A 21,544-nucleotide genomic window follows, 5' to 3' on the forward strand; every position below is an offset into this window, starting at 1 on the left:
GTTTTCGCGACCGTTGGTCGCTCCTACTTCAGATTGCCGCTCAGAAACTGCTTCAGGCGCTCGCTCTGCGGGTTGTTCAGCACCTCGTCCGGGTGCCCCGATTCCTCGATTCGGCCCTGATGCAAAAACACCACCTGGGTCGCGACCTTGCGCGCAAAGCCCATCTCGTGGGTGACCAGGATCATGGTCCGGCCTTCCTCGGCCAGGCCCTGGATCACCTTGAGCACTTCGCCCACCAGCTCAGGGTCCAGTGCCGAGGTCGGTTCGTCGAACAGCATGATGTCCGGCTCCATCGCCAAGGCCCGGGCGATGGCCACGCGTTGTTGCTGACCGCCGGACAGGAACGCCGGGTACTGATCGGCCACTCGCTCGGGCAGGCCGACCTTTTCCAGGTACTTGCGCGCCCGCGCCTCGGCTTCGGCCTTGGGCACGCCCAATACCCGGCGCGGGGCCATGGTCACGTTTTCCAGCACCGTCATGTGCGCCCACAGGTTGAAATGCTGGAACACCATGGCCAGGCGCGTGCGCAGGCGTTGCAGTTCGTCGGCGTCGGCCACGCGCATGCCACCGCTGTCCTGGACCATGCGCACCGGCTTGTCGTCCAGGCTCATGGCGCCGTCGTTGGGCTGTTCGAGAAAGTTGATGCAGCGCAGGAAGGTGCTCTTGCCCGAGCCGCTGGCGCCGATCAGGCAGATCACGTCGCCACTCTTGGCCTTGAGCGACACGCCCTTGAGCACTTCGTTGTCGCCGTAGCGCTTGTGCAGGCCTTCGATGGTCAGTTTGTACATAAAGTCCTCAAGGAGAAAGCAGGTAGCCGCTGCGGTGGGCCTGGGTGCCGGCGACGTGGGCGATGACCATCCCGGCGGTGGCCATGCGGCGCAGCGAGCGGGCATACAGCAGGCCGGCCTGCGGGGCGCGGACCTGGGTCACGGTGTCGTTGAGCGGGTCGATGATATCGGCCAGCAGTTGTCCGGCCTCGACGTATTCACCGGGCATGGCGCAGAACACCAGCAGCCCGCCGAACGGCGTGGTCACCGGGTCCACGGCCGCCAGGGGCGTGGCCGGGTAGAGCAGTTCGGGCGGCTCGATCCGCTCGCCGTCGATGGCACCGAAATCGGTCAGGTAAAGAATGATGGCCTGGCAGTCGCGGCTGGCCACGGCATGGCTGACATCGGTCTGGCCACGCAGCTCCACCGTCACCGAAAAGCTGCCCATCGGCACTTGCGTGCCAAAGCGTTGCTGCAACTGCCACCAGACCAGGGTGAAGCACTCATCGAACGACTGGCCGCCCGAGTCGGTGGCCAGCAGATTGGCCTGCGAGCCCAGATAGCGCGCCAGGGGTTCGACCTGTGGCCAGGCTTCGGGCGTGGTGTACAGGTGCTCGACCGCCTCGAAGTCGCAGTGCAGGTCCAGCACCATGTCGGCATCGCAGGCCAGGCGCTGCAACACCAAGCGCTGCGATTGCAACTGTGTGCTGGCGCCGTGCTCAAGCAGGGCCTGGCGCAAGTGCGTGCGGATCAGCCGGGCATTGGCCTGCACATCGGCTGTCAGCAGGTCCTGCACGGCATCGCCGACCTGTTGCGCCAGGTCGACGAAATGGCGATTGAAGTTCTGCCCGCTTTCCAGCTCGTAGCGGCCCAGCGGCGTGTCCATCAGCACCTGTTCCAGGCCGGCCGGGTTGGCCACCGGCACCACGACGATCTCGCCCTTGAGCTTGCCGGCGCGCTCCAGTTCGTCCAGGCGCTGCCTGAGGTACCAAGCCACCAGCATGCCTGGCAGCTCGTCGGCGTGCAGCGCCGCCTGGATATACACCTTGCAGGTGCCGTTGTCCGGGCCGTAGTGAAAACTGTGAATCTGCCGCGCGGTGCCCGGCACCGGTGACAGCAGGTCATGAGTAAGTTGGCGCATGAGAGGCGGTCCTAGTGAGCGGGGCCGAGAAAGGCCAGCCAGCGCCGTTCGGCCAGGCGAAACAGCCCGACCAGGATGAACGTGACACTCAGGTACAGCAGGGCGGCGATGCCGAACGACTGAAAGGTCATGAAGGTCGCCGAGTTGGCATCCCGCGCCACCTTGAGAATGTCCGGCACGGTGGCGGTGAAAGCCACCGTGGTGGAGTGCAGCATCAGGATCACTTCATTGCTGTAGTACGGCAGCGAGCGGCGCAGCACCGACGGCATGATCACATGCGCATACAGCTTCCAGCCGCTCAGGCCGTAGGCCTTGGCCGCCTCGATTTCGCCGTGCGCCATGCTGCGAATGGCCCCGGCAAAGATCTCGGTGGTGTAGGCGCAGGTATTGAGCGTGAAGGCCAGCAACGTGCAGTTCATGGCGTCGCGGAAAAAGCTGTCGAGCAGCGGCTGTTCGCGCACCGCGGCAATGCTGTAGATGCCCGTGTAGCAGATCAGCAACTGGATATACAGCGGCGTGCCGCGAAATACATAGGTGTAGAACTGCACCGGCCAGCGCAGCCAGAAGCTGTCCGAGACGCGGGCGATGGACAGCGGGATCGACAGGCAGAAGCCGATGGCAATCGAGGCGCTGAGCAGCCACAGGGTCATGGCCAGGCCGGTGATGTGCACCCCGTCGCTGTACAGGAAGGGGCGCCAGTACTCCTGGAGCAATTCGATCATCGTCTGGCCTCCCGGCTGCCGGCGGCGTAACGCCGTTCGGCCCAACGCAGGGCCAGGTTGGAGGCGCTGGTGATCATCAGGTAGATGAAGCCGGCCACCACCAGGAAATAGAACAGTTGATAGGTGCTCTTGCCGGCATCCTGGGACGCCTTGACCAGATCGGCCAGGCCGATGATCGACACCAGTGCGGTGGCCTTGAGCAGCACTTGCCAGTTATTGCCGATGCCCGGCAGGGCGAAGCGCATCATCTGCGGGAACACCACATGGCGAAAGCGCTGGCCGCGCTTGAGGCCATAGGCGACGGCGGCCTCGACCTGCCCGCGCGGCACCGACAGGATCGCGCCCCTGAAGGTTTCGGTGAAATACGCCCCGTAGATGAACCCCAGGGTAATCACCCCGGCGCTGAACGGGTCGATCTCGATGTATTCCCAGCCCATGGCGTCGGTGAACAGGCTCAGCCAGGTCTGCAGGCTGTAGAAGATCAACAGCATCAGCACCAGGTCCGGCACGCCGCGGATCAGGGTGGTGTAGATCTGTGCCGGCACGCGCAACACTGCACTGCCTGACAGTTTGGCGCTGGCGCCCAGCAGCCCGAGCACAATGCTCAGCAGCAGCGACAGCACCGAAAGTTTGAGGGTCATCCAGGTGCCTTCGAGCAACAGCGGGCCGAAGCCCCTGAGGCTGAACGCCGAGAGTCCCAGGTGATTGAGCAAGGTGTCGAGCATGGATAAAGACTTCCAGCGGTCAGCAACGAGAACGCCCGGCGAGCGCAGTGGCTCACCGGGCGTCGGGCTTTTTTATTTGCCGCTGTACAGGTTCAGGTCACCGAAGTGTTTTTTCTGGATTTCGGCGTAGGTGCCGTCAGCGTGTAACGCTTTGATACCTTTGTTCAGGAGTTCCTTGAGCTCAGTGTTACCTTTGGCGATACCGATGGCGGTCTTGGACGGCAGCAGCGGGTTGTCGACCGGTTCGCTGACTTCATAGTCGGCGCCCTTGGGCGACTTCAGAAAGCCCAGTTCGGCTTGCAACATGTCCTGGATCGAGGCGTCCAGACGGCCCGAGGTCAGGTCGGCGTAGACCTGGTCCTGGTTGGCGTAGGCCTTGGTGGTCACCCCGGCCTTGTCCAGTACGGCCTTGGCGTAGGCTTCCTGGATGGTGCCTTGCTCGTAGCCGACGGTCTTGCCCTTGAGGGTGGCCAGATCGGTGCTCAGGCCTGCCCCCTTTTTGAACACCAGCGAGGTCGGGCCGGAGAACAGCTCATCGGAGAAATCGATGGCCTTTTCGCGTGCCGGGGTCACGGTCATCGACGAGATCACACCGTCGAACTTGCGGGCCTTAAGGCCCGGAATCATGCCGTCGAAATCGCTCTCGACCCATTTGCAGGTGACTTTCAGTTCCTTGCAGATGGCATTGCCCAGGTCAATGTCAAAGCCTTGCAGGCTGCCGTCGGCGGCCTTGGACTCGAACGGTGCATAGGATGGATCGACACCAAAACGCAGTTCCTTGTATTCCTTGGCCATCGCGCTACCGGCGGCGACGCACAGAGCCAGTGCGGACAGGGTCAACCATGCTTTTTTCATGCTCAGTTCCTAAAACCAGAAGAGGGCGCAACAGCCTTCAAGACTGCTACCGGCGGATGCCAGACAGTCATCAGGTAGCAATTTCTGAACCAACGGACAAAACATGTGTTTGAAATATAAGGAGGTGTCGCAATTGTGTCTTTTTGCTACATCTGGTGATCAACGCTTGTGTAGGCGCGGCTTCGGCCGCGAAAGACCGCGCACGTTCGCGGCTGAAGCCGCTCCTACGGATCCGTGAGGCCCCAAAAAAGAGCATTATTGCTTGCTTGCACTTGTTTGGCGCATCAGCCCAGCAGGTCCTGCAACGTCGCCAGGCTGTCGGCTTCCTCCACCGGCTTGTCATGGCGCCAGCGCAACATCCGCGGGAAGCGTACGGCGATGCCGCTCTTGTGCCGCTTCGACAGGGCGATGCCTTCAAAGCCCAGCTCGAATACCAGGGTCGGGGTCACGCTGCGCACCGGGCCGAATTTCTCTACCGTGGTCTTGCGGATGATGGCGTCCACCTTGCGCATTTCTTCATCAGTCAGTCCTGAATACGCCTTGGCAAACGGCACCAGCGTGCGTTCGCGGGCGTCGGGTGGGCCGTCCCACACGGCGAAGGTGTAGTCGCTGTAGAGGCTGGCACGCCGGCCATGGCCGCGCTGGGCATAGATCAGCACCGCATCGACACTGAACGGGTCGAGCTTCCATTTCCACCACACGCCCATGTCCTTGGTGCGCCCCACGCCGTAGAGCGATTCCCGCGCCTTGAGCATCATGCCTTCGACCCCCAGGCTGCGCGCGGCTTCGCGTTGGCGCGCCAGGTCATGCCAGTCATGCCCGGTGATGACAGGCGAGGGCAGCAGCACCGGGCTCTGGCTGGCCTGAATCACCTGCTCCAGCTGTGTGCGCCGTTCATGCTGCGGGCGGCTGCGCCAGTCGTGGCCTTGCCACTCCAGCAGGTCGTAGCCGAGCACCACCACCGGTGCATCGCCGAGAATCTTCTTGCCCAGGGTCTTGCGGCCTATGCGTTGCTGCAACAAGGCAAACGGCTGTACCCAGGGCTCAGGCGCCTCGGCGTCACTGTCCAGCGCAAACTCGCCCTCGACCGCAGGCGCAGTGTCCGGCGCCTTCCAGACCACGATCTCGCCATCGATCACGGTGCCATCGGGCAGGCACTGCGCCAGGCTGTGCAGCTCTGGAAAGCGCTCGGTGACCAGCTCTTCGCCCCGCGACCAGACCCACAAGCGGCCCTCGCGCTTGACCACCTGCGCCCGAATGCCGTCCCACTTCCATTCCACCTGCCAGTCCTCGGCAGGCCCCAGCAGCGCCTCGAACTGCTCCACCGGTTGCTGCAGCGCGTGGGCCAGGAAAAACGGGTAGGGCTGGCCGCCGCGCTGGGCATGCTCATCGTCCGACTCCGGGGCGATCAGCTTCAGGTAAGACGGCGCCGTGGGGCGGTGCGACAGGTCGGTATAGCCCACCAGGCGCTGGGCCACGCGCTTGCTGTCCAGGCCGGCCATGGTCGCCAGGGCGCGGGTCACCAACAGTTTGGAAACGCCAACGCGAAAGCTGCCGGTGATCAGCTTGATGCACACCATCAGGCTGCTGCGATCCAGTTGCGCCCACAACGCCGGCAACCGTTCGGCCAGCACCTCGGGCGCCAAGCCGCGCAGGGGCAGCAGCTTTTCTTCCAGCCACACCGCCAGGCCTTCGTCATTGTCATGGTCGGCGTGCGGCAACAGCAGCGACAGGGTTTCAGCCAGGTCGCCCACGGCCTGGTAGCTTTCCTCGAACAACCACGGCGCCAGCCCGCTCAGTTCGGTGGCCTGCTCGCGCAGCACACGGCTGGGCACCAGTTGGCGCGGACGCCCGCCGGCCAGGAAGAACACCGCCCAGGCCGCGTCGTCCGGGGCGGCCTGGGTAAAGTAATCGTGCAGGGCGGCCAGCTTGGCATTGCTGGACGTGGTGGCGTCCAGGCGCGTGTACAGCTCGGCAAAGGCTTTCATGTCGATTGCCCGGTGGCTGGTGTGGTGGCCGCTGCGGCGTCGTCTTCCTCGTCACCGTATTCGGTGTCGAAGCCCTGGGCGTCCAGGCCCAGCTCGCGCAGGTAGCGCACCAGGATCGGCACCGATCCGTGGGTGACCATCACCCGTTCGGCGCCGGTCTGCTCGATGGCCCACAGCAGGCCAGGCCAGTCGGCGTGGTCGGACAAGACAAAGCCGCGGTCCACGCCGCGCCGCCGGCGCGTGCCGCGCAGCATCATCCAGCCGCTGGCAAAGGCATCGCTGTACTCGCCGAAGCGCTTCATCCAGGTGCTGCCGCCGGCCGACGGCGGGGCGATGATCAGCGCCTGGCGCAGAATGGGATCGGTTTTCTTGAAGTCGCCGGCGTACCGGGTCTCGGGAATGCGGATGCCGCCGGCGCGATACACCCGGTTCAGCGGCTCCACCGAGCCGTGCGCCAGGATCGGGCCGATGTCGGAGTCGATGCCATGCAGGATGCGTTGTGCCTTGCCGAAGGCATAGGCGAACAGCACGCTGGCCTTGCCTTGCGCCGCATTGCTGCGCCACCAGTCATTGATGCCGGCAAAGATCTGCGCCTGCGGGGTCCAGCGGTAGATCGGCAGGCCGAAGGTCGACTCGGTGATGAACGTGTGGCAACGCACCGGCTCGAAGGTCTCGCAGGTGCCGTCGGGCTCGACCTTGTAGTCACCGGACGCCACCCAGACCTCGCCCTGGTATTCCAGGCGCACTTGCGCCGAGCCCAGCACATGCCCGGCCGGGTGCAGGCTGATGGTCACGCCGTGATGGGTCACGGTTTCGCCGTAGGCCAGGGTCTGCAGGTTGATGTCCTGACCCAGGCGCCAGCGCAGGATGCCCTCGCCACTGGCCGTCGCCAGGTAATGCCCGCTGCCGGTGCGCGCATGGTCACCATGGCCGTGGGTGATGACGGCGCGGTCCACCGGCCGCCACGGATCGATATAGAAATCTCCGGGCGGGCAATACAGACCTTCGGGACGGGCAACGACAAGATCCATGGGGCAACCAGTGCAATGGGCGTGTCAGTTAGGAGCCGCCGCGCCGTGCGCAAGTTCAGCGGTTTTATCTCGCAACCACCGCCTGGGTGCCCGCCAACACTCGATCTGCAGGAGGTGATGTTCATGCCGCTCAGGCGTTGGGTCTGACAAGAGCCCGCTGCGCCGCCTCGACCAATCCTTCCAGCCACTGCTGATGCCCATTGATCATCGGGTTGGGGCGCGTCCTGGCCAGTGCCTTGGCCGGCGCGCCGTTCTGGGTTTCCTGGGTCAGGATCCGTAGCCGCCCACCCGGCAGGTCTTCGAGCAGCCAGGCGTGGTGCACGTCCAGTCGCGTATCGGCAGCGCCTTCGACCCAGCCATGCCAGGCCACCCGTGCCGGCTGCCCAGGCTGGGGCGCAACGTGCTCGACTACCTCAGCGTGGACCGGAAAACCAAAGGTACTGAAACGAAACCGTGCGCCGGTGGCCAGTTCAGGCCCGTGCCCGGCCTCGAACGCAATGTCGGCACAGTTGCTGTAATAGTCGGGCCAGAGAGACGGCGTATCGAGCAACGGCCAGACACTGGCCACGCTCAGGCCGGCGACGATGACTTCGTTGCTGGCAAAGTTATCGGCTGTGCCCGGGAGGTAGCCTTGCGGCCAATCAATCGCATGCTGCATGAAGTGTTCCTCGGTGATGAGCTTTGACGAGGGCCATTTTCGCGGCGCACACTCCATAAGACCAATCGTATCTCCTGAGGCTTTTCATCAGCATGCGTGATATCAGAAGCCTGGACCTCAACCTGCTCAAGGCCCTCGACGCCCTGCTTGAAGAAGGCAGTGTCACCCGCGCCGCCAGTCGCCTGTCGCTGACGCAGCCGGCGGTCAGCGGCATGCTGATCCGCCTGCGTGAAAGCTTCGACGACCCGTTGTTCGTACGTGCGCAGCGCGGCATCGTGCCCACGCCACGGGCGCAGGCCCTGGCCGTCCCGGTGCGGCAGGTGCTGAACGAGATCGAACAGTTGTTGCAGCCACAGGCCTTCGAGCCGGGGCAGGCCACCCTGACGCTGACCCTGGCCGCCACTGACTACGCCCAACGCACACTGGTACTGCCCTTGCTGGCCCGTGTGCGCAATGAGGCGCCGGGTGTGCGTCTGGCGGTCCGGCCGGTGGACGATGAGCGGGTAACCCGCCAGCTCGAAAGCGGCGAGGTCGACCTGGCGATCCTGACCCCGGAAACCACGTTCGAAGGCCTGCATGCCCGGCACCTGTACGACGAACGCTATGGGGTGGTGATGCGCCATGGGCATCCGGCGGCGCAGGACCTGGACCTCGACACGTTCTGCGCGCTGGACCATGCCATCGTGTCCTTCAGCGGTCATGCCTTCAGCGGCGTGACCGACCAGGCGCTGGCGGCACTGGACCGAACGCGGCGGGTCAGCCTGTCGGTCACCAGTTTTCTGTTGCTGCTCGAAGCGGTCAGCCACAGCGACCTGATTGCCGTGGTGCCCCGGCGCCTGGTGTCCGCCCACGACGGCCTGCACTGGCACGAGCCGCCACTGGCGATTGCGGGTTTTGCCAAACGGGCCGCCTGGCATGCGCGTACCCACCACAGCGCAGCCCATCGCTGGCTGCGCAGCCTGTTGTTCGAGGTGGCGGGCCTTGGCACACATTGACGCAGCGCCACAGTTGCCATTCACGGCGATTTGTAAACAATAGCGCCCCTGATGTTCTTGCTGCCGAGACCTGCATGCCCGTTTTTCCTGTTCATAGAGATGCCACGCCACACCCGAAGGCCCGCCCATGACCGAACTCACCATCGAATTGGTCCCCACCGACCCCGAACAGATCGAGCTGATCAGCAACCTCTATCAGTTCTATGCCTACGAGTCCTCGGACTGGGAGTTGCAAGACGTCGAAGAGGATGGCCGCTTCTACATCCATGACGAACACTTGATGCGCTACTGGCATGAGCCTGACTGGAGCGCCAACCTGTTGCGGGTCAATGGCGAAGTGGCCGGCTTTGTATTGATCGAGCGCAGCGAGTTGCCCGGCATCGACGCGCTGGAGCTGGCCGACCTGTTCATCCTCAAGCGTTACCGGCGCCGTGGCATCGGTCGCTCCTTGATGGGTGAGGTGCTGATGAGCGGCCATGAGAACTGGCTGGTGCGCTACTACCCGCACGATGAAGTCGCCGACGCGTTCTGGGGCAAGGTCCTGGAAGACCTGCCCCGCCCGGCGCGCGCCATCGAGCTTGACGATGATCCGGAACTGGTCAACTACCTGGTGACCCGGGTCATGCATTGAGACCCGTTATGCCTGGCGGCGGCATGCGGCGTGTTCAGCGTCGCGTGGGGCTTGGCTGGCGGGCATGTTTCCTCGCCCCGACCACGCAGCCGATCACCGCGACGGTCACTGCCAGCATGCCCGGGCTGACCGGCTCGCCGAGCAGGGTTGCCGCCAGCGCCAGGCCAAAGAACGGTTGCAGCAACTGCAACTGGCCCACGGCCGCCACGCCGCCCTGGGCCAGCCCGCGATACCAGAACACGAAGCCCACCAGCATGCTGAACACCGAGACATAGCCCAGGCTGAGCCAGGCTGGCAGGGTAATGGCGTCCAGGGTTGCCGGCAGTGTCCACAGGCTCAGCACCAGCATGAACGGCAAGGCCAGCACCAGCGCCCAGCAGATCACCTGCCAGCCGCCGAGCGTCCTGGACAACTGTGCGCCTTCGGCATAGCCCAGGCCGCAGGCCAGGATCGCCAGCAGCATCAGCCCGTCGCCCAGCAGGTTGGCGGCCACGCCCTGGCTGAAGGCAAAGCCGGCGACCATCAGGCTGCCCAGCCCCGAGAACAGCCAGAACACCGGGCGGGGACGCTCGCCGCAACGCAGCACGCCAAACAGCGCGGTGGCCAGTGGCAGCAGGCCGACAAACACGATGCTGTGTGCCGAGGTGACCTGTTGCAGGGCCAGGGCTGTCAGCAAGGGAAAGCCCACTACCACGCCAGCGGCGACGATGCCCAGCGACAGCCGTTGTGAGCGGGCCGGGCGTGGCTGGCGAAACAGCCACAACACGCTCAGCGCCAGCACTCCGGCAATGCTGGCTCTGGCAAAGGTCAGAAACAGCGGCTCGAACTGCGCCACCGCCAGACGCGTCGCGGGCAGCGAGCCACTGAAGATGATTACGCCGATCAGGCCATTGAGCCAGCCGGCCAATGCAGGCGTCGGTTGCAGGGCAAGAGTAGGGGGCATCGGGGCTGACTCATGGCGGTTGCGAGAACCCCATGCTAGGCACCACTATCAGCACAATCAAAAAATTGTCATGGATACATTGCCCATGCCCCGTGCACGTTACAAATCCCTGGTCGACAATCTGGCGGCAGACATTCGGGCCGGTCGCCTGCTGCCCGGATCACGTCTACCGACTCACCGTCAACTGGCCTGCGAGCAAGGGCTGGCGCTGGTCACCGCCTCGCGGGTCTATGCCCAGTTGCAGACCATGGGCCTGGTCAGCGGCGAGACCGGACGTGGGACCTTCGTGCGCGACCCTTCGCTGTCACCCGGACTGGGCATTGACCAGAAGCAGGTGGCGGTCGGCATGGCGGATCTGAATTTCAATTACCCGGCGTTGCCGGAGCAGGCCGACTTGTTGCGCAGTGCCTTGCGCCAGCTGGCAGCGAGCGGTGACCTGGACGCGCTGCTGCGCTACCAGCCTCATGCCGGCCGCGCGCATGAGCGTGCCTGTGTGGCGCGGCACCTGGCGGCGCGCGGGCTGATGGTGAGCGCCGGGCAGGTGCTGATCGTCAATGGCGCGCAGCAAGGACTGGCCGTGACGCTGATGGCGCTGTTGAAGCCGGGGGATGTGATTGCCGCCGATGCCGTGACCTATTCGGGCTTCAAGGTGCTGGCCGAGGCCCTGCATCTGGAAATCGTCGCCATCCCGGTGCTGGCGCACGGCCCGGACCTGACGGCACTCGCCAAGCTCTGTGAACGGCGGCGGGTGAGGGCGGTGTACAGCATGCCGACGCTGCACAATCCGCTGGGCTGGGTCATGGATACCGCGCAACGGTCGCAGCTGGTGGAGATCGCTCGCCGCCACGATCTGCTGCTCATCGAAGACGCCGCCTATGCCTTTCTGGTCGAAGACGCACCGCCACCACTGGCCAGCCTGGCGCCGGAGCGCACGGTGCATGTCTGCGGGCTGTCCAAAAGCGTGGCCACCGGATTGCGCGTCGGCTTTATCAGCGCGCCGCTGGACCAGGTGCCGGCGCTGGAGCGCATCATTCGGGCGACCACCTGGAACACACCGGGCGTGTTGACCGCCATCGCCTGCCAGTGGCTGGCGGACGGCACGGTGATGCAGCTTGAAGAACAAAAACGCCAGGACGCACAGACCCGCCAAGGCATTGCCGCCCAAGTGCTGCAAGGGCTGGGCGTGTGCAGCCATCCGGCTTCGTATTTTCTCTGGTTGCCCCTGGTCGAAGACGCCCGTGCCGAGCCGATTGTCGCCGCGTTGCAGCGCGAGCAGGTGGCCGTGTCCAGCGCCGAACCCTTTGCCATCACCCGCCACGTCCCGCAGGCTTTGCGCCTGGCGCTGGGTTCGGTGGACCTGACCACGCTGCGTACGGCGCTGGAAAAGGTGAAGTGGGTGGTGGAGGCGCATACCTGATTGCCGCGCATGACGCGGGAGCGACCCACGGTCGCGAAAGGGCCGGCGCAGGCCCACCATTTCTGGCGCCTGGCGATCAGTTTTCGCGACCGCAGGTCGCGCTTACCTGCGCCAGCTCTGCCTTGAGCGTGGTAGCCCGTTCCGGCGCCCGGGCCAGGCCGATCTGCACCAGGTCCTGGGCACGCTCGCTCTGGCCCAGGTGCATGGCAATGCGCGCCAGGTGCAGGGCGGTGCGGCCGTGGATCGTCGCCGGGTCTATTTCGCGTTGCAGCAAGGCCTCATAGCTTTGCGGGTAACGGGCATGTTGGGCAAAGAACGCTCGCCCCACGCGTGCCCATTCGCTGAGGATGAACGCGATGGTTTCTTCGGCCTCGGCTGCATCGGCGCTGTAGGCCCAACCGAAGGCCGGCCCGGTGGGGGGATCGATGCGGTCACGGAAGATGCAGTGCGACTCGGTCATGGCTTGCGCAGTAACCGGCAAACCACCCTCGGGCGGGATAAAGTCCAGGTGCGCCCCCAGGTTCAAGTAGCACTGGTCGCCACCGCGCGCACCTTGCACGTTGAACACATGGATCAGTGGCCCGTCGAGGCGGCGCAAGGTCTGGCCCGAGCCCTTGAACCCTTCGGCGCGCAGCACCGGATACAGCCTTTGCGCCAGAAGCTTGAAAAAATCATTGCGGTTCATGGGATATGGCCTCAAGGAGTTGAACCATGGCCGTGTCAGACCAGGATAGACGCGAATCCAGCCAGACATGCCGGCTCTTGCCTGGCACCCACGGCGTATCCAGCGTGGCCACGGCCAGTGAAATCCAGTCGGCAAACTGCCCGCTGGTATCGTGCCAGAACAGCGACGATCCGCAGTGCGCACAGAACTGCCGGGTGACGCCGGGCGAGGATTGATAACCCTTTAGCGCCTCAAGGCCGCTGACGATCGACAGCGCTGTGCGCGGCACGCTGGCATAGGAGGCAAAGGCGGCGCCGTGGGCTTTCTGGCATTGCGTGCAGTGGCAATGGCTCAGCGCCTTGGGTTCATTGAACAGTTGATAGCGAATGGCGCCGCACAGGCAACTGCCGTGGTGAAGTGCTTGCATGCAATGAAAACCCCTGGGGTTCATGAAAGATCACCCTGTGTTGCTGACACAGCGCTTTCGTGCAGCAAACATGGAATCGGTGTAGGAGCGCGCTTGCCCGCGACTGGGCGCGAAGCGGCCACAAAATTGATGAAACACTGCAATTTTACGACTGCTGCGCAGCCGGTCGCGGGCAAGCGCGCTCCTACACCGGGTCCATGTCTGCTGCGCGCAAGCGCTCTCACCAAACATAAAATAACTTATTGATTTTATTGGCTATAAAAACTTGCCGGCGACTGGGCGCGAAGCGGCCACAAAATTGATGAAACGCTGCAATTTTACGACTGCTAACGCAGCCGGTCGCGGGCAAGCGCGCTCCTACACCGGGTCCATGTCTACTGCGCGMAAKCGCTCTCAYCAAACATAAAATAACTTRTTGATTTTATTGGCTATAAAACTCACACCTGTAGGAGCCCGCTTGCCGGCGACTGGGCGCGAAGCGGCCACAAAATTGATGAAACRCTGCAATTTTACGACTGCTGCGCAGCCGGTCGCGGGCAAGCGCGCTCCTACACCGGGTCCGTAGGAGCCCGCTTGCCGGCGACTGGGTATTGATTTTATTGGCTATAAAACTCACACCTGTAGGAGCSCGCTTGCCGGCGACTGGGCGCGAAGCGGCCACAAAATTGATGAAACRCTGCAATTTTACGACTGCTAACGCAGCCGGTCGCGGGCAAGCGCGCTCCTACACCGGGTCCATGTCTGCTGCGCGCAAGCGCTCTCACCAAACATAAAATAACTTATTGATTTTATTGGCTATAAAAGCGCTTGCCGGCGACTGGGCGCGAAGCGGCCACAAAATTGATGAAACGCTGCAATTTTACGACTGCTAACGCAGCCGGTCGCGGGCAAGCGCGCTCCTACAGCATTGGATTTAATATCTAATAAAATCAGTAAGTTATTTTTTCTGATGAAAGCCGACAGGCTAGCCGGTTTTCAAGCGCATGACACCTTGCGGCTAAAGCGATGGCCCATCGACCCTGGCCGGTAGCACCAGCTCCACCACCGTGCCATTGTCGTTGCGCCAGACCGGCGTCGCACCCAGCTGCGCAGCAAAGCTGCCAATGATCTTCAGGCCCAGGCTGTGCCGTCCGGCCGAGGGTTCGGGGCCGGCAAAGCCACGGCCATCGTCGGCCACGCGCAGACGCAGGGTGTCGAGCGGCAGGCGTTCCAGTGACACACGAATGGTGCCCGGCTGGTTGGGCGCAAAGGCGTGCTTGAGGGCATTGGTCACCAGCTCTGCGACCAGCATCGACAAGGTGGTCAGGCGGGTCAGGTCCAGGCGCACATCGCCGGGCTCGACAATGCACCGGACAGCGTTCTGGCCGCTGACGCTGAGCAGGTCCTGGCACAGTTCGGCCAGGCACGCCGAGGCCGGCAGGTCGGCGCGGCTGGGGTCGTACAGGCGGCGGTGGATGCGCGAAATGATCTGCAGGCGCTCTTGCGCATCGCCCAGCACCGCAAGGGCGTCGGCACCACGTTGCACCTTCTGGCGGCCGACATACAGGATGCTGGAAATGAACTGCATGTTATTGGCCACCCGGTGCTGCAGCTCGGTAAACATGAAGTTCTGTTGCTCATAAAGCTGGCCAATGACCTGTTTGTCGCGGCGCAGGCGCGTGCTGCTGCGTTGCATGTAGTGGATCAGGGCAATGTCCACGGCCACGATAAAGGCATAAAACGCCAGCGCCAGCAGGTCGCTGCCACTGGTGGAGAATGGCTTGCCCGGTGAGATGAACCAGGCCCATGAGGCACCCCCCGACAACACCGCGCACAGAATGCCCGGGCGGGTGCCGCAGAAGAACGCCGTGAGAATGACGGCCGGAAAGAACGTCAGGAAGGGAAAACCGACCGGCAGGTCGCCCATCAGGTGCAGGCGCGCATACAGGCTGGCGCCGAAGATACCCAGGCTGGCGGTGTAGGCGAGCCATACGCAGTTGCGCAGCAAGGCCGCAAACGCGAAGACGCGTTGCAGGAGTGGCCGTTTTTCAGACAAGCAATTCCCCCAGGGGCGGCGGATCAGTGAGCGGGCGATGCGGATGGCCCGGCATCCTATCCCAGCCGCCTGGCCTGTGGGGAGGTATTTTCAGCCTGGCAGCGGCCTGACGGTCATCGCTGCCAGGCCGCTGTGGGCGCGCTCGCGCACCCGCTCATCTTCATCGGCCTGTGCGGCCCGCAAGCCCTGCACGGCGCGCTGCCAATCCGCCTCTTCAAGGTCACGATGATTCAAGACCTCCACCGCATGCCGACGGATCGCAACCTGCGACACGCCCAGGCCACGCAGGGCTTCGCTGACATCGGCAGGGGTGCCGTCCATGCCGCCGTTTTGTTCGCCCAGAGTGTCTTCGATCATTGCCGTCCATTCCGGGCGCTGTTCCAGCAAGCGCTGCAGCGGCGCGTAATCAAGCACCGGGCGGCGGGCGCCCTTGCGGCGAAAGCTGTCGAAAGGGGCGCAGAAGCCGCTGACGGCAACCTCCTGGGCCTGCTCGATCAGCCAGTCGAAGTCACCCAGGTAACCCAGGGCGCTGGCGCACCAGTTACGCAGGGGCGCCTGCCGGGTGCGCAAGGCCTGCTGGCGCAAAGCGTCGATCACGACCGGGTCGGCACGTCCCGCCAGGCCCAGAATGCGGGCGGCAGGCGTGGCGTCCTTTTTGCTCATCAACTGCTCGATCAGGCCCTGCTGCGCGGCGGCGCCGTGGGCGATCAGCCAGGGTTCGGCGACTTCGCCGGACACGCCATCAACGCGGTGCAGGCGCCCAAGGTAAAATGCCGCCTGCTCGGCCTCCGATTGTGTGGCCACGGCTTTCAAGGTGGTCTCGATGGCCAGCTCTACCGGAAACAGGGATTCGAACTGCTGGCGACTGATGCTGCGCCGGGCCAATCCGATATCGCCGTCGAAATCGTGAAAGATCACCACGAAATCGGCCGTCACCCCGGGATGTCCGGCAAAGTGCGCCCCCAGCGCCCGGGCGGCCCGCGCCACACTGACCATAAAGCGGCGCTCGGCGTGGCGCCACTGGCGCGGGCCGGCGCGATTGGCAAAGGCTTGCAGGGTCTCATCCAGCGCCAGCAGCGCCGGTGTGGCGTATTCGATGTCCAGGTCGTGGCGCCAGTCCGCCGGGTTCCATTTCACCGAGCTGAAGCTTTGATCCGTCTCGTCGGCAAAGTCTTCGTCCAGGGCCTGCAGGCTGTTGAAGGCCAGGGAGGGCAGCGACAGCACCGCTTCCTCTTCACGGTAACTGCCATGAAAAGCGGCCGCATACAACGGTGCCCCGGCCTGGTCGAGGTGCGCGTGCAGTGCCTGGCGGGCCGAGTCGAACATGTGCTGCTCAAAGGCTTGCCAGTTCATGGCCCGGTCGTGATAGGTGCTCATGGAAGGTCCTTGTCGATGATCGCAGCGCAGGATCATAGCAACACCGGGGCCGTACTGAACCTTGGGCGCATGCGCCGATCAATCAGTCATGCCTGAGCCTCAGGCCAACCGATCAATACGGATGCAAGGACAGTCGAACATGGTGGCACGCTGGCAGTGGCTGTTGACGCAATCGACCAAGCGGCTGTGGTTCCGGGCCAGCCTGTTCTCCTTGCTGGGCGTGGTCACCGCGCTGATGGCCATGATCCTGAAGGATTATGTGCCGATCACCCTGTCGGCAAAGATCGGTGCCGACGCGGTCGACAAGATTCTGGGCATCATTGCGTCGAGCATGCTGGCGGTCACCACGTTTTCGCTGAGCACCATGGTCGCCGCCTACAGCGCGGCCAGCAGCAGTGTTACCCCGCGTGCCACGACGCTGCTGATGGAGGACAGCACGACCCAGAATGCGCTGGCCACCTTCATTGGTTCGTTCCTGTTCAGCCTGGTGGGCATCATCGCCCTGAGCACCGGCGCCTATGGCTCGCAAGGCCGGGTCGTGCTGTTTGCCGTGACCCTGGTGGTGGTGATCCTGATCGTCTACACACTGCTGCGCTGGATCGATCATCTGTCGCGGCTGGGGCGGGTAGGAGAGACGATCGACCGGGTCGAAGCGGCCACCCTCAAGGCGGTCCGCGATCGCGCCGAACGCCCTTGCCTGGGCGCCTGTGCCTACCCGGCCGGGCTGGCCAGGGCCGATACGCAGGTCATTGGCAGCCAGGCGATTGGCTATGTGCAACACATCGACGTGCAGGCGCTGGAAGGGCTGGCCGACACATATTGCCTGCAGATTTTCCTGGAGGTCGTGCCCGGCGACTTCGTGCATGAAGGCACCGCGGTCGCACAGCTCGCGTTTCAGGAGCCCGCTTCAGCGCAGCAGACTGATCGGCTCATTGAGGCCCTCCTGGCGTCGCTGACCATCGGCCTGCGCCGCACCTTCGAGCACGACCCGCGCTTTGGCGTGTCGGTGCTGTCGGAGATTGCCTCGCGGGCCTTGTCACCGGCCGTCAATGACCCCGGCACCGCCATTGATGTGATCACCCGTGGCGTGCGGGTTTTTGCCGCACTGGGCAAGCCTGCGGCCGCAACACAGGCCCCTCCGGCATGCACCCGGGTGTACCTGCGCTGCCTGCAGGCCAGTGATTATTTCGAGGACTTTTTCTCACCCATTGCCCGTGACGGTGCCAGCCTGATCGAGATTAACCTGCGGCTGGTCAAGGCGCTGGCCAGCCTGCGCCAGATGCAGCCCGGCTGTTTCAAGGCGCTGTGTGACCAGCACATCGAACTGATCTGCGCGCGGGCCGAGGTGGCCATGACCCTGGCGCACGACAAGCAGCGCCTGCGCGAGTGTGTGGCCCGGCTTGCCAAGTGACCGGACCTGGCTTGACTTGACTTGACGCATACCGGCAAGCGCGCTTCTACGGGGGACGTCGGACTCACGCCATCACCAGTTGTAGGTAACATCCGCCGTCAACGTGCGGTTCTGGCCGTAGTAACAGTCCAGGTCGGAACCATGGTTGCCACGCACATAACGCACGCCCAGCCCAGCCGGCGATACAGCCAGCCCTTGAGCCAACTGTTGTGCTCTGCATACAAAAGCCCGAGATGATCGTTGCCCACGGCGCACTCTCCCTGAAGAAGCGCGCAAGATAAATGGTAATGATTCTCAAATCAATAAGGCTTGCCTTGTGCATCCCGGCAACAAACGCACCGCTGCGATCATTGATACGGTAAAACAGGAAACTTTTGCACGTTCATTGCCTCTGACCGTGCGACGAAATGAATCAGGTGAGCCATGACAAGGGACGATGCGATTTATCAGGAGTTAGGCGAGATCTTGCTGGCCATTGTGCCCAAGCGCGCCTGTGTGGCGTATCTGGATGCCTGGGTTTCCCGCGAGGCCGACCATGCCAGGCTGCAGTTCAACTACCTGGACGAGCAGGGTGAGTTGCAGGCATTCATGTCGCCCAATGCCCGTACCGATCACGACATCCTGGTGCTGCTGGCCCGGTTGCGCGAGTTCTTCGTGGTCAACGGCCTGTATGCCGGTGGCCAGCCCTGGAGCGGCTGCCAGGTCACCCTGCCACTCGACAGTGCCAGGGTCAGTGTGGATTTCACCTACGATTAACGGCCGGGGTCGTAGGCCGACAGGGCGACGTCCCACTCGATCACATGGTTCTCGACCGCCACGCGCCACTCACAGGCCGGCAACGCGTTGCGCAACTGGCTCAAACACAGGCACCAGTGCTGCACGCCGATCCAGGTGGCCTCATCGGTGTTGTCGGGCAACGTGCTTGAACCGCTCAGGACCGTGTATTTGTCGTGCACGGCGTCGTAGGTGGCATTGACATCCAGATCAAACGACGACCAGTTCAGGCCCTCGCCGCTGGCCAGATAATCCTCAATGGATCGATCCTTGCTGAAACGCCCGGCGATGGCCCTGGCTTCGGCTTGCTGATCAGGTGTCAGCGGGGTATCGCTCATGGCGGTGCAATAGATGGCAATGGCCATGGAACCTCTTGAGCCGCACGCGGTGTCGAGCGGCCAATGGAAGGGGAAGGGCGACTACACCGGACGCTCGATCAACTGCGCCACCCGTGCCGCAATATCGTCACGGCGAAACGGCTTGGCCAGCACTTCAAATGCCTGCAACTGCGCAGGCTTGAGGTTGGCATAGCCGGTGATGATCAACACCGGCAGGTCCGGTATCGATTGGCGGACGTCGACGGCCAGTTGCGCGCCGGTCTTGTTGGCCATGAGGTGGTCGGTGATCAGCAGGTCGGGGCGCAGGCCGGCTTCGATCATCTGCAGGGCATTGTGCGCCGTGGCCGTGTCGGTCACCTGGTAGCCCAGGTCGCGCAGTTGCAGGGCCGTGGCATAGCGCGCCAGGTCTTCGTCATCGACCAGCAGAATATGCGTGGGGCAGGGCGCGACCGGTGCGCTGGCCTGCGCGTCGGTTTCACGGGCGACAACCGCTTCGGTCACCGGCAGCCAGAGCATCACCTGCGTGCCCTGGCCATCCTGCGAGGTGATGTCGAAGCCGCCGCCCGATTGCAGCGCCAGGCCCTGCACCATCGACAGGCCCAGTCCCGTGCCCTTGCCCACGCCCTTGGTCGAATAGAACGGCTCGACGCAGTGCTTGAGGGTTTCTTCGTCCATGCCGCGGCCATTATCGGCCACCACCAGTTGCACATAGTGACCGGCGCCCAGGCCGTTGACCTGGCCGTCGCTGACGACTGCCAGGTCGGCGGTGATGCTCAGTTGCCCGCCCTCATCCATCGCATCGCGGGCGTTGACGGCCAGGTTGAGCACTGACAATTCCAGTTGGTGCGGGTCGACGAACACCGCTGGCAGTTGTTCGGGAATGTCGATCAGCACCTCGAACAATGGCCCCAGCGAACGCTCGACCAGTTCGTTCATGTCGTTGATCAGGCTGTGCAGGGCCACGGCCTGTGGCTTGAGGGTCTGGCGCCGGCCGAAGGTCAGCAGGCGACCCACCAGGATGCGTGCCCGGTCGGCCGCCTGCAACGCGCCGTCGATCAGGCGGCTGTGCTGCGGGTCAGGCGAGCGCCGGCGGATCAGCTCCAGCGAAGCCATGATCGGGGTCAGCAGATTGTTGAAATCGTGGGCCATGCCGCCGCTGAGCTGGCCGATCATTTCCAGCTTGCGCGACTCGTGCAACTGCACGATGGCCTGCTCGCGCTCGGCAAGGCTGGCGGCCACACGCTGTTCAAGGCTGTCATTGAGCTCGCGCAGTTCAAGCTCGGCCTGGATGCGCGCACTGATGTCGACGCACACGCACAGCAAGCCATTGAATTGTTGCTGGTCATCATGCAGCGGCGTGATGTGGTTCTGTACCCAGACCAGGCGGCCGTCGGGGCGGGTATAGCGCTTGGTGATTTCGAAAGGGGTGGCGTTGTCGAGGTTATGCCCGCCGGCCAGGGTATGCAGCGCGGCGTCATCAGGGTGGGTGATGGTTTCGATGGGCCGCTGGAGCAGGTCCTCACGGCGGCGGCCGACGATGGTGCAGTACTGATCATTGACCCGCACCAGGGCGCCGCTTGAGTCACAGACAGCAATGCCGGCGCCGGCCTGGTCAAACATCGCCGACAACTGCGCCGAACTGGTGCGCAAGGCTGCCTCGGCACGGGCATGATCGATCCACAGCCAGCCCAGCTTGGCGGCTTCCTCGGCCAGCAGGACCTCGTGGCTGTCGAAGCCGGTCGAGCGGTTGCGCTGCACATCAAGCACCGCCTCAAGCTGGCCGTGACGCAGCACCGGCACCAGCAGGCGTGAAGCGGGTGCGAGGCTGCTGCCCTGTTCAGGCGCCACCTGGAGTACGCTTTTGCCTGCAAGCAACGGCGTCAGTTGCTGCGCATCCAGTTGCAAAGGCAGGCACAGCTCAGGCTTGTCAGAGGGGCGATGAGGTAAAAGCCGGTCATCGGCGCTGGCGCTCTCGACCAGAAAGGCCTGTGCATCGCCGAGCACCTCGCACAGCCGTGTGAGCACCAGGGTCTGCATCTGCCTGGGCGCGGTGATCGAAGGCAAAAGCTTGCCCAGCTCCAGGGCAAAGGCCTGGCGCCGCTCGAACTGCACCCGCTCGGTGGTCTCGGTGACGATGCACAGCACGCCGCCGACCGAGCCGTCGGCTTCGCGCACGGCCGAGTAGGACACATCGAACCAGACGTTTTCGCCGCGACCATGGCGCTCGATATAGAACGGCCGGTCCTTTGCCGAAAAGGTCTGGCCGGTCTCGCGCACTCCGCGCAGCAGCGGTTCCAGGTCGTCCCACAGTTCACGCCAGTGCTCGATGGCCGGCCGGCCGAGGGCGGCGGGGTGCTTGTTGCCGATGGTCGGCGCATACGCGTCGTTGTACAGCGCGACATACTCCGGGCCCCAGAACACCACGATCTGCGCCTGCACCGGCAAGACGGTGCTCATCAGGGTTTTCAGGCTGGCCGGCCACTGGTCGGGCATGCCCAGAGGAGAATGTGCCAAGGCACCTTTTTGCAACAGCGCACTCATTTCACCGCCATGGGCAAGAAAATCCCAGGTGCAGGGCGCGGTTTCGCCAGTATTCATCCTGCTGAGCAGTTCCATGGCTGAGTAGGCTCGAGTGGCACAGGGTG

The 21,544-nt window shown here is 63.9% G+C and carries 20 protein-coding genes; 5 read left to right on the forward strand and 15 right to left on the reverse strand.

The features are described 5' to 3' along the window. Nucleotides 1-23: 23 nt before the first annotated feature. The 8 genes from ASF84_RS02040 to ASF84_RS02075 form a co-directional block, all read right to left on the reverse strand. Nucleotides 24-788, reverse strand: a complete 765-nt coding sequence (locus tag ASF84_RS02040) for an ABC transporter ATP-binding protein (RefSeq protein WP_056834705.1) — start codon at nucleotides 786-788, stop codon at nucleotides 24-26. A 7-nt stretch (nucleotides 789-795) separates the two neighbouring features. Continuing rightward, complete coding sequence (locus ASF84_RS02045) at nucleotides 796-1,908, reverse strand: succinylglutamate desuccinylase/aspartoacylase family protein (RefSeq protein ID WP_056834707.1); 1,113 nt, start codon at nucleotides 1,906-1,908, stop codon at nucleotides 796-798. An 11-nt stretch (nucleotides 1,909-1,919) separates the two neighbouring features. Next, a complete protein-coding gene (locus tag ASF84_RS02050) occupies nucleotides 1,920-2,630 on the reverse strand; it encodes an ABC transporter permease (protein WP_056834709.1) in 711 nt (236 codons plus the stop codon). Further along, on the reverse strand, nucleotides 2,627-3,355 hold the full coding sequence (locus tag ASF84_RS02055; protein WP_056834711.1) for an ABC transporter permease: 729 nt from the start codon (nucleotides 3,353-3,355) through the stop codon (nucleotides 2,627-2,629). The genes ASF84_RS02050 and ASF84_RS02055 overlap by 4 nt, the downstream gene beginning before the upstream one ends. Nucleotides 3,356-3,427: 72 nt before the next feature. Next, a complete protein-coding gene (locus ASF84_RS02060) occupies nucleotides 3,428-4,210 on the reverse strand; it encodes a transporter substrate-binding domain-containing protein (protein ID WP_056834713.1) in 783 nt (260 codons plus the stop codon). Nucleotides 4,211-4,494: 284 nt separating this feature from the next. Continuing rightward, nucleotides 4,495-6,198, reverse strand: a complete 1,704-nt coding sequence (locus ASF84_RS02065) for an ATP-dependent DNA ligase (RefSeq protein WP_056834715.1) — start codon at nucleotides 6,196-6,198, stop codon at nucleotides 4,495-4,497. Continuing rightward, nucleotides 6,195-7,229: a ligase-associated DNA damage response exonuclease gene (locus ASF84_RS02070; protein ID WP_056834717.1), complete on the reverse strand. Its 1,035-nt coding sequence runs from the start codon at nucleotides 7,227-7,229 to the stop codon at nucleotides 6,195-6,197. Before ASF84_RS02070 ends, ASF84_RS02065 begins: the two co-directional genes overlap by 4 nt. Nucleotides 7,230-7,359: 130 nt before the next feature. Then, complete coding sequence (locus tag ASF84_RS02075; RefSeq protein WP_056834719.1) at nucleotides 7,360-7,887, reverse strand: polyketide cyclase; 528 nt, start codon at nucleotides 7,885-7,887, stop codon at nucleotides 7,360-7,362. Nucleotides 7,888-7,979: 92 nt separating this feature from the next. On the opposite strand from ASF84_RS02075, the gene ASF84_RS02080 reads away from it, so the two are divergent. Together ASF84_RS02080 and ASF84_RS02085 are read left to right on the forward strand one after the other, a co-directional pair. Then, nucleotides 7,980-8,882 carry a LysR family transcriptional regulator gene (locus tag ASF84_RS02080; protein ID WP_056834721.1) on the forward strand — a complete coding sequence of 301 codons (903 nt, stop codon included), beginning with the start codon at nucleotides 7,980-7,982 and terminating at the stop codon, nucleotides 8,880-8,882. Nucleotides 8,883-9,009: 127 nt separating this feature from the next. Next, the gene (locus ASF84_RS02085) at nucleotides 9,010-9,513 is read left to right on the forward strand and encodes a GNAT family N-acetyltransferase (protein ID WP_056834723.1); all 504 of its coding nucleotides are present in this window, start codon (nucleotides 9,010-9,012) and stop codon (nucleotides 9,511-9,513) included. Between the two features lie 34 nt (nucleotides 9,514-9,547). Here the strand turns inward: ASF84_RS02085 and ASF84_RS02090 are convergent, their stop codons facing one another. Next, on the reverse strand, nucleotides 9,548-10,456 hold the full coding sequence (locus ASF84_RS02090; RefSeq protein WP_056834725.1) for a DMT family transporter: 909 nt from the start codon (nucleotides 10,454-10,456) through the stop codon (nucleotides 9,548-9,550). Between the two features lie 85 nt (nucleotides 10,457-10,541). Here ASF84_RS02090 and ASF84_RS02095 point away from each other — a divergent pair, with 85 nt between their 5' ends. Continuing rightward, complete coding sequence (locus ASF84_RS02095) at nucleotides 10,542-11,873, forward strand: aminotransferase-like domain-containing protein (RefSeq protein WP_056834727.1); 1,332 nt, start codon at nucleotides 10,542-10,544, stop codon at nucleotides 11,871-11,873. Between the two features lie 76 nt (nucleotides 11,874-11,949). Here ASF84_RS02095 and ASF84_RS02100 read toward each other — a convergent pair whose 3' ends face one another. The 4 genes from ASF84_RS02100 to ASF84_RS02115 form a co-directional block, all read right to left on the reverse strand. Beyond that, a complete protein-coding gene (locus tag ASF84_RS02100) occupies nucleotides 11,950-12,558 on the reverse strand; it encodes a DUF4304 domain-containing protein (protein ID WP_056834730.1) in 609 nt (202 codons plus the stop codon). Further along, a complete protein-coding gene (locus tag ASF84_RS02105) occupies nucleotides 12,545-12,964 on the reverse strand; it encodes a GFA family protein (RefSeq protein ID WP_056834732.1) in 420 nt (139 codons plus the stop codon). Before ASF84_RS02105 ends, ASF84_RS02100 begins: the two co-directional genes overlap by 14 nt. 997 nt (nucleotides 12,965-13,961) lie before the next feature. Continuing rightward, nucleotides 13,962-14,999 (reverse strand): sensor histidine kinase, encoded by a 1,038-nt coding sequence (locus ASF84_RS02110; protein ID WP_236709346.1) that lies wholly within the window; start codon nucleotides 14,997-14,999, stop codon nucleotides 13,962-13,964. A 90-nt stretch (nucleotides 15,000-15,089) separates the two neighbouring features. Further along, the gene (locus ASF84_RS02115; protein ID WP_056834735.1) at nucleotides 15,090-16,376 is read right to left on the reverse strand and encodes a DUF4303 domain-containing protein; all 1,287 of its coding nucleotides are present in this window, start codon (nucleotides 16,374-16,376) and stop codon (nucleotides 15,090-15,092) included. A 139-nt stretch (nucleotides 16,377-16,515) separates the two neighbouring features. Between ASF84_RS02115 and ASF84_RS02120 the strand changes: the two genes are divergently transcribed. Together ASF84_RS02120 and ASF84_RS02125 are read left to right on the forward strand one after the other, a co-directional pair. After that, nucleotides 16,516-17,787 (forward strand): DUF2254 domain-containing protein, encoded by a 1,272-nt coding sequence (locus ASF84_RS02120; protein WP_056834737.1) that lies wholly within the window; start codon nucleotides 16,516-16,518, stop codon nucleotides 17,785-17,787. A gap of 423 nt (nucleotides 17,788-18,210) precedes the next feature. Beyond that, nucleotides 18,211-18,543, forward strand: a complete 333-nt coding sequence (locus tag ASF84_RS02125; RefSeq protein ID WP_056834738.1) for a hypothetical protein — start codon at nucleotides 18,211-18,213, stop codon at nucleotides 18,541-18,543. Here ASF84_RS02125 and ASF84_RS02130 read toward each other — a convergent pair. Further along, nucleotides 18,540-18,926 carry a hypothetical protein gene (locus tag ASF84_RS02130; RefSeq protein WP_201783662.1) on the reverse strand — a complete coding sequence of 129 codons (387 nt, stop codon included), beginning with the start codon at nucleotides 18,924-18,926 and terminating at the stop codon, nucleotides 18,540-18,542. The genes ASF84_RS02125 and ASF84_RS02130 overlap by 4 nt on opposite strands. Nucleotides 18,927-18,980: 54 nt before the next feature. Next, nucleotides 18,981-21,497, reverse strand: a complete 2,517-nt coding sequence (locus ASF84_RS02135) for a PAS domain S-box protein (RefSeq protein WP_236709347.1) — start codon at nucleotides 21,495-21,497, stop codon at nucleotides 18,981-18,983. Nucleotides 21,498-21,544: the final 47 nt, after the last annotated feature.

The organism is Pseudomonas sp. Leaf127, from assembly GCF_001423155.1.
Lineage (GTDB): Bacteria > Pseudomonadota > Gammaproteobacteria > Pseudomonadales > Pseudomonadaceae > Aquipseudomonas > Aquipseudomonas ovata.

What these genes read in the sequence shown, in the direction of transcription:
- ASF84_RS02040 (WP_056834705.1), bottom strand. Translation starts at nt 788, where the DNA reads ATGTACAAACTGACCATCGAAGGCCTGCACAAGCGCTACGGCGACAAC.
- ASF84_RS02045 (WP_056834707.1), bottom strand. Translation starts at nt 1,908, where the DNA reads ATGCGCCAACTTACTCATGACCTGCTGTCACCGGTGCCGGGCACCGCG.
- ASF84_RS02050 (WP_056834709.1), bottom strand. Translation starts at nt 2,630, where the DNA reads ATGATCGAATTGCTCCAGGAGTACTGGCGCCCCTTCCTGTACAGCGAC.
- ASF84_RS02055 (WP_056834711.1), bottom strand. Translation starts at nt 3,355, where the DNA reads ATGCTCGACACCTTGCTCAATCACCTGGGACTCTCGGCGTTCAGCCTC.
- ASF84_RS02060 (WP_056834713.1), bottom strand. Translation starts at nt 4,210, where the DNA reads ATGAAAAAAGCATGGTTGACCCTGTCCGCACTGGCTCTGTGCGTCGCC.
- ASF84_RS02065 (WP_056834715.1), bottom strand. Translation starts at nt 6,198, where the DNA reads ATGAAAGCCTTTGCCGAGCTGTACACGCGCCTGGACGCCACCACGTCC.
- ASF84_RS02070 (WP_056834717.1), bottom strand. Translation starts at nt 7,229, where the DNA reads ATGGATCTTGTCGTTGCCCGTCCCGAAGGTCTGTATTGCCCGCCCGGA.
- ASF84_RS02075 (WP_056834719.1), bottom strand. Translation starts at nt 7,887, where the DNA reads ATGCAGCATGCGATTGATTGGCCGCAAGGCTACCTCCCGGGCACAGCC.
- ASF84_RS02080 (WP_056834721.1), top strand. Translation starts at nt 7,980, where the DNA reads ATGCGTGATATCAGAAGCCTGGACCTCAACCTGCTCAAGGCCCTCGAC.
- ASF84_RS02085 (WP_056834723.1), top strand. Translation starts at nt 9,010, where the DNA reads ATGACCGAACTCACCATCGAATTGGTCCCCACCGACCCCGAACAGATC.
- ASF84_RS02090 (WP_056834725.1), bottom strand. Translation starts at nt 10,456, where the DNA reads ATGCCCCCTACTCTTGCCCTGCAACCGACGCCTGCATTGGCCGGCTGG.
- ASF84_RS02095 (WP_056834727.1), top strand. Translation starts at nt 10,542, where the DNA reads ATGCCCCGTGCACGTTACAAATCCCTGGTCGACAATCTGGCGGCAGAC.
- ASF84_RS02100 (WP_056834730.1), bottom strand. Translation starts at nt 12,558, where the DNA reads ATGAACCGCAATGATTTTTTCAAGCTTCTGGCGCAAAGGCTGTATCCG.
- ASF84_RS02105 (WP_056834732.1), bottom strand. Translation starts at nt 12,964, where the DNA reads ATGCAAGCACTTCACCACGGCAGTTGCCTGTGCGGCGCCATTCGCTAT.
- ASF84_RS02115 (WP_056834735.1), bottom strand. Translation starts at nt 16,376, where the DNA reads ATGAGCACCTATCACGACCGGGCCATGAACTGGCAAGCCTTTGAGCAG.
- ASF84_RS02120 (WP_056834737.1), top strand. Translation starts at nt 16,516, where the DNA reads ATGGTGGCACGCTGGCAGTGGCTGTTGACGCAATCGACCAAGCGGCTG.
- ASF84_RS02125 (WP_056834738.1), top strand. Translation starts at nt 18,211, where the DNA reads ATGACAAGGGACGATGCGATTTATCAGGAGTTAGGCGAGATCTTGCTG.
- ASF84_RS02130 (WP_201783662.1), bottom strand. Translation starts at nt 18,926, where the DNA reads ATGGCCATTGCCATCTATTGCACCGCCATGAGCGATACCCCGCTGACA.
- ASF84_RS02135 (WP_236709347.1), bottom strand. Translation starts at nt 21,497, where the DNA reads ATGAATACTGGCGAAACCGCGCCCTGCACCTGGGATTTTCTTGCCCAT.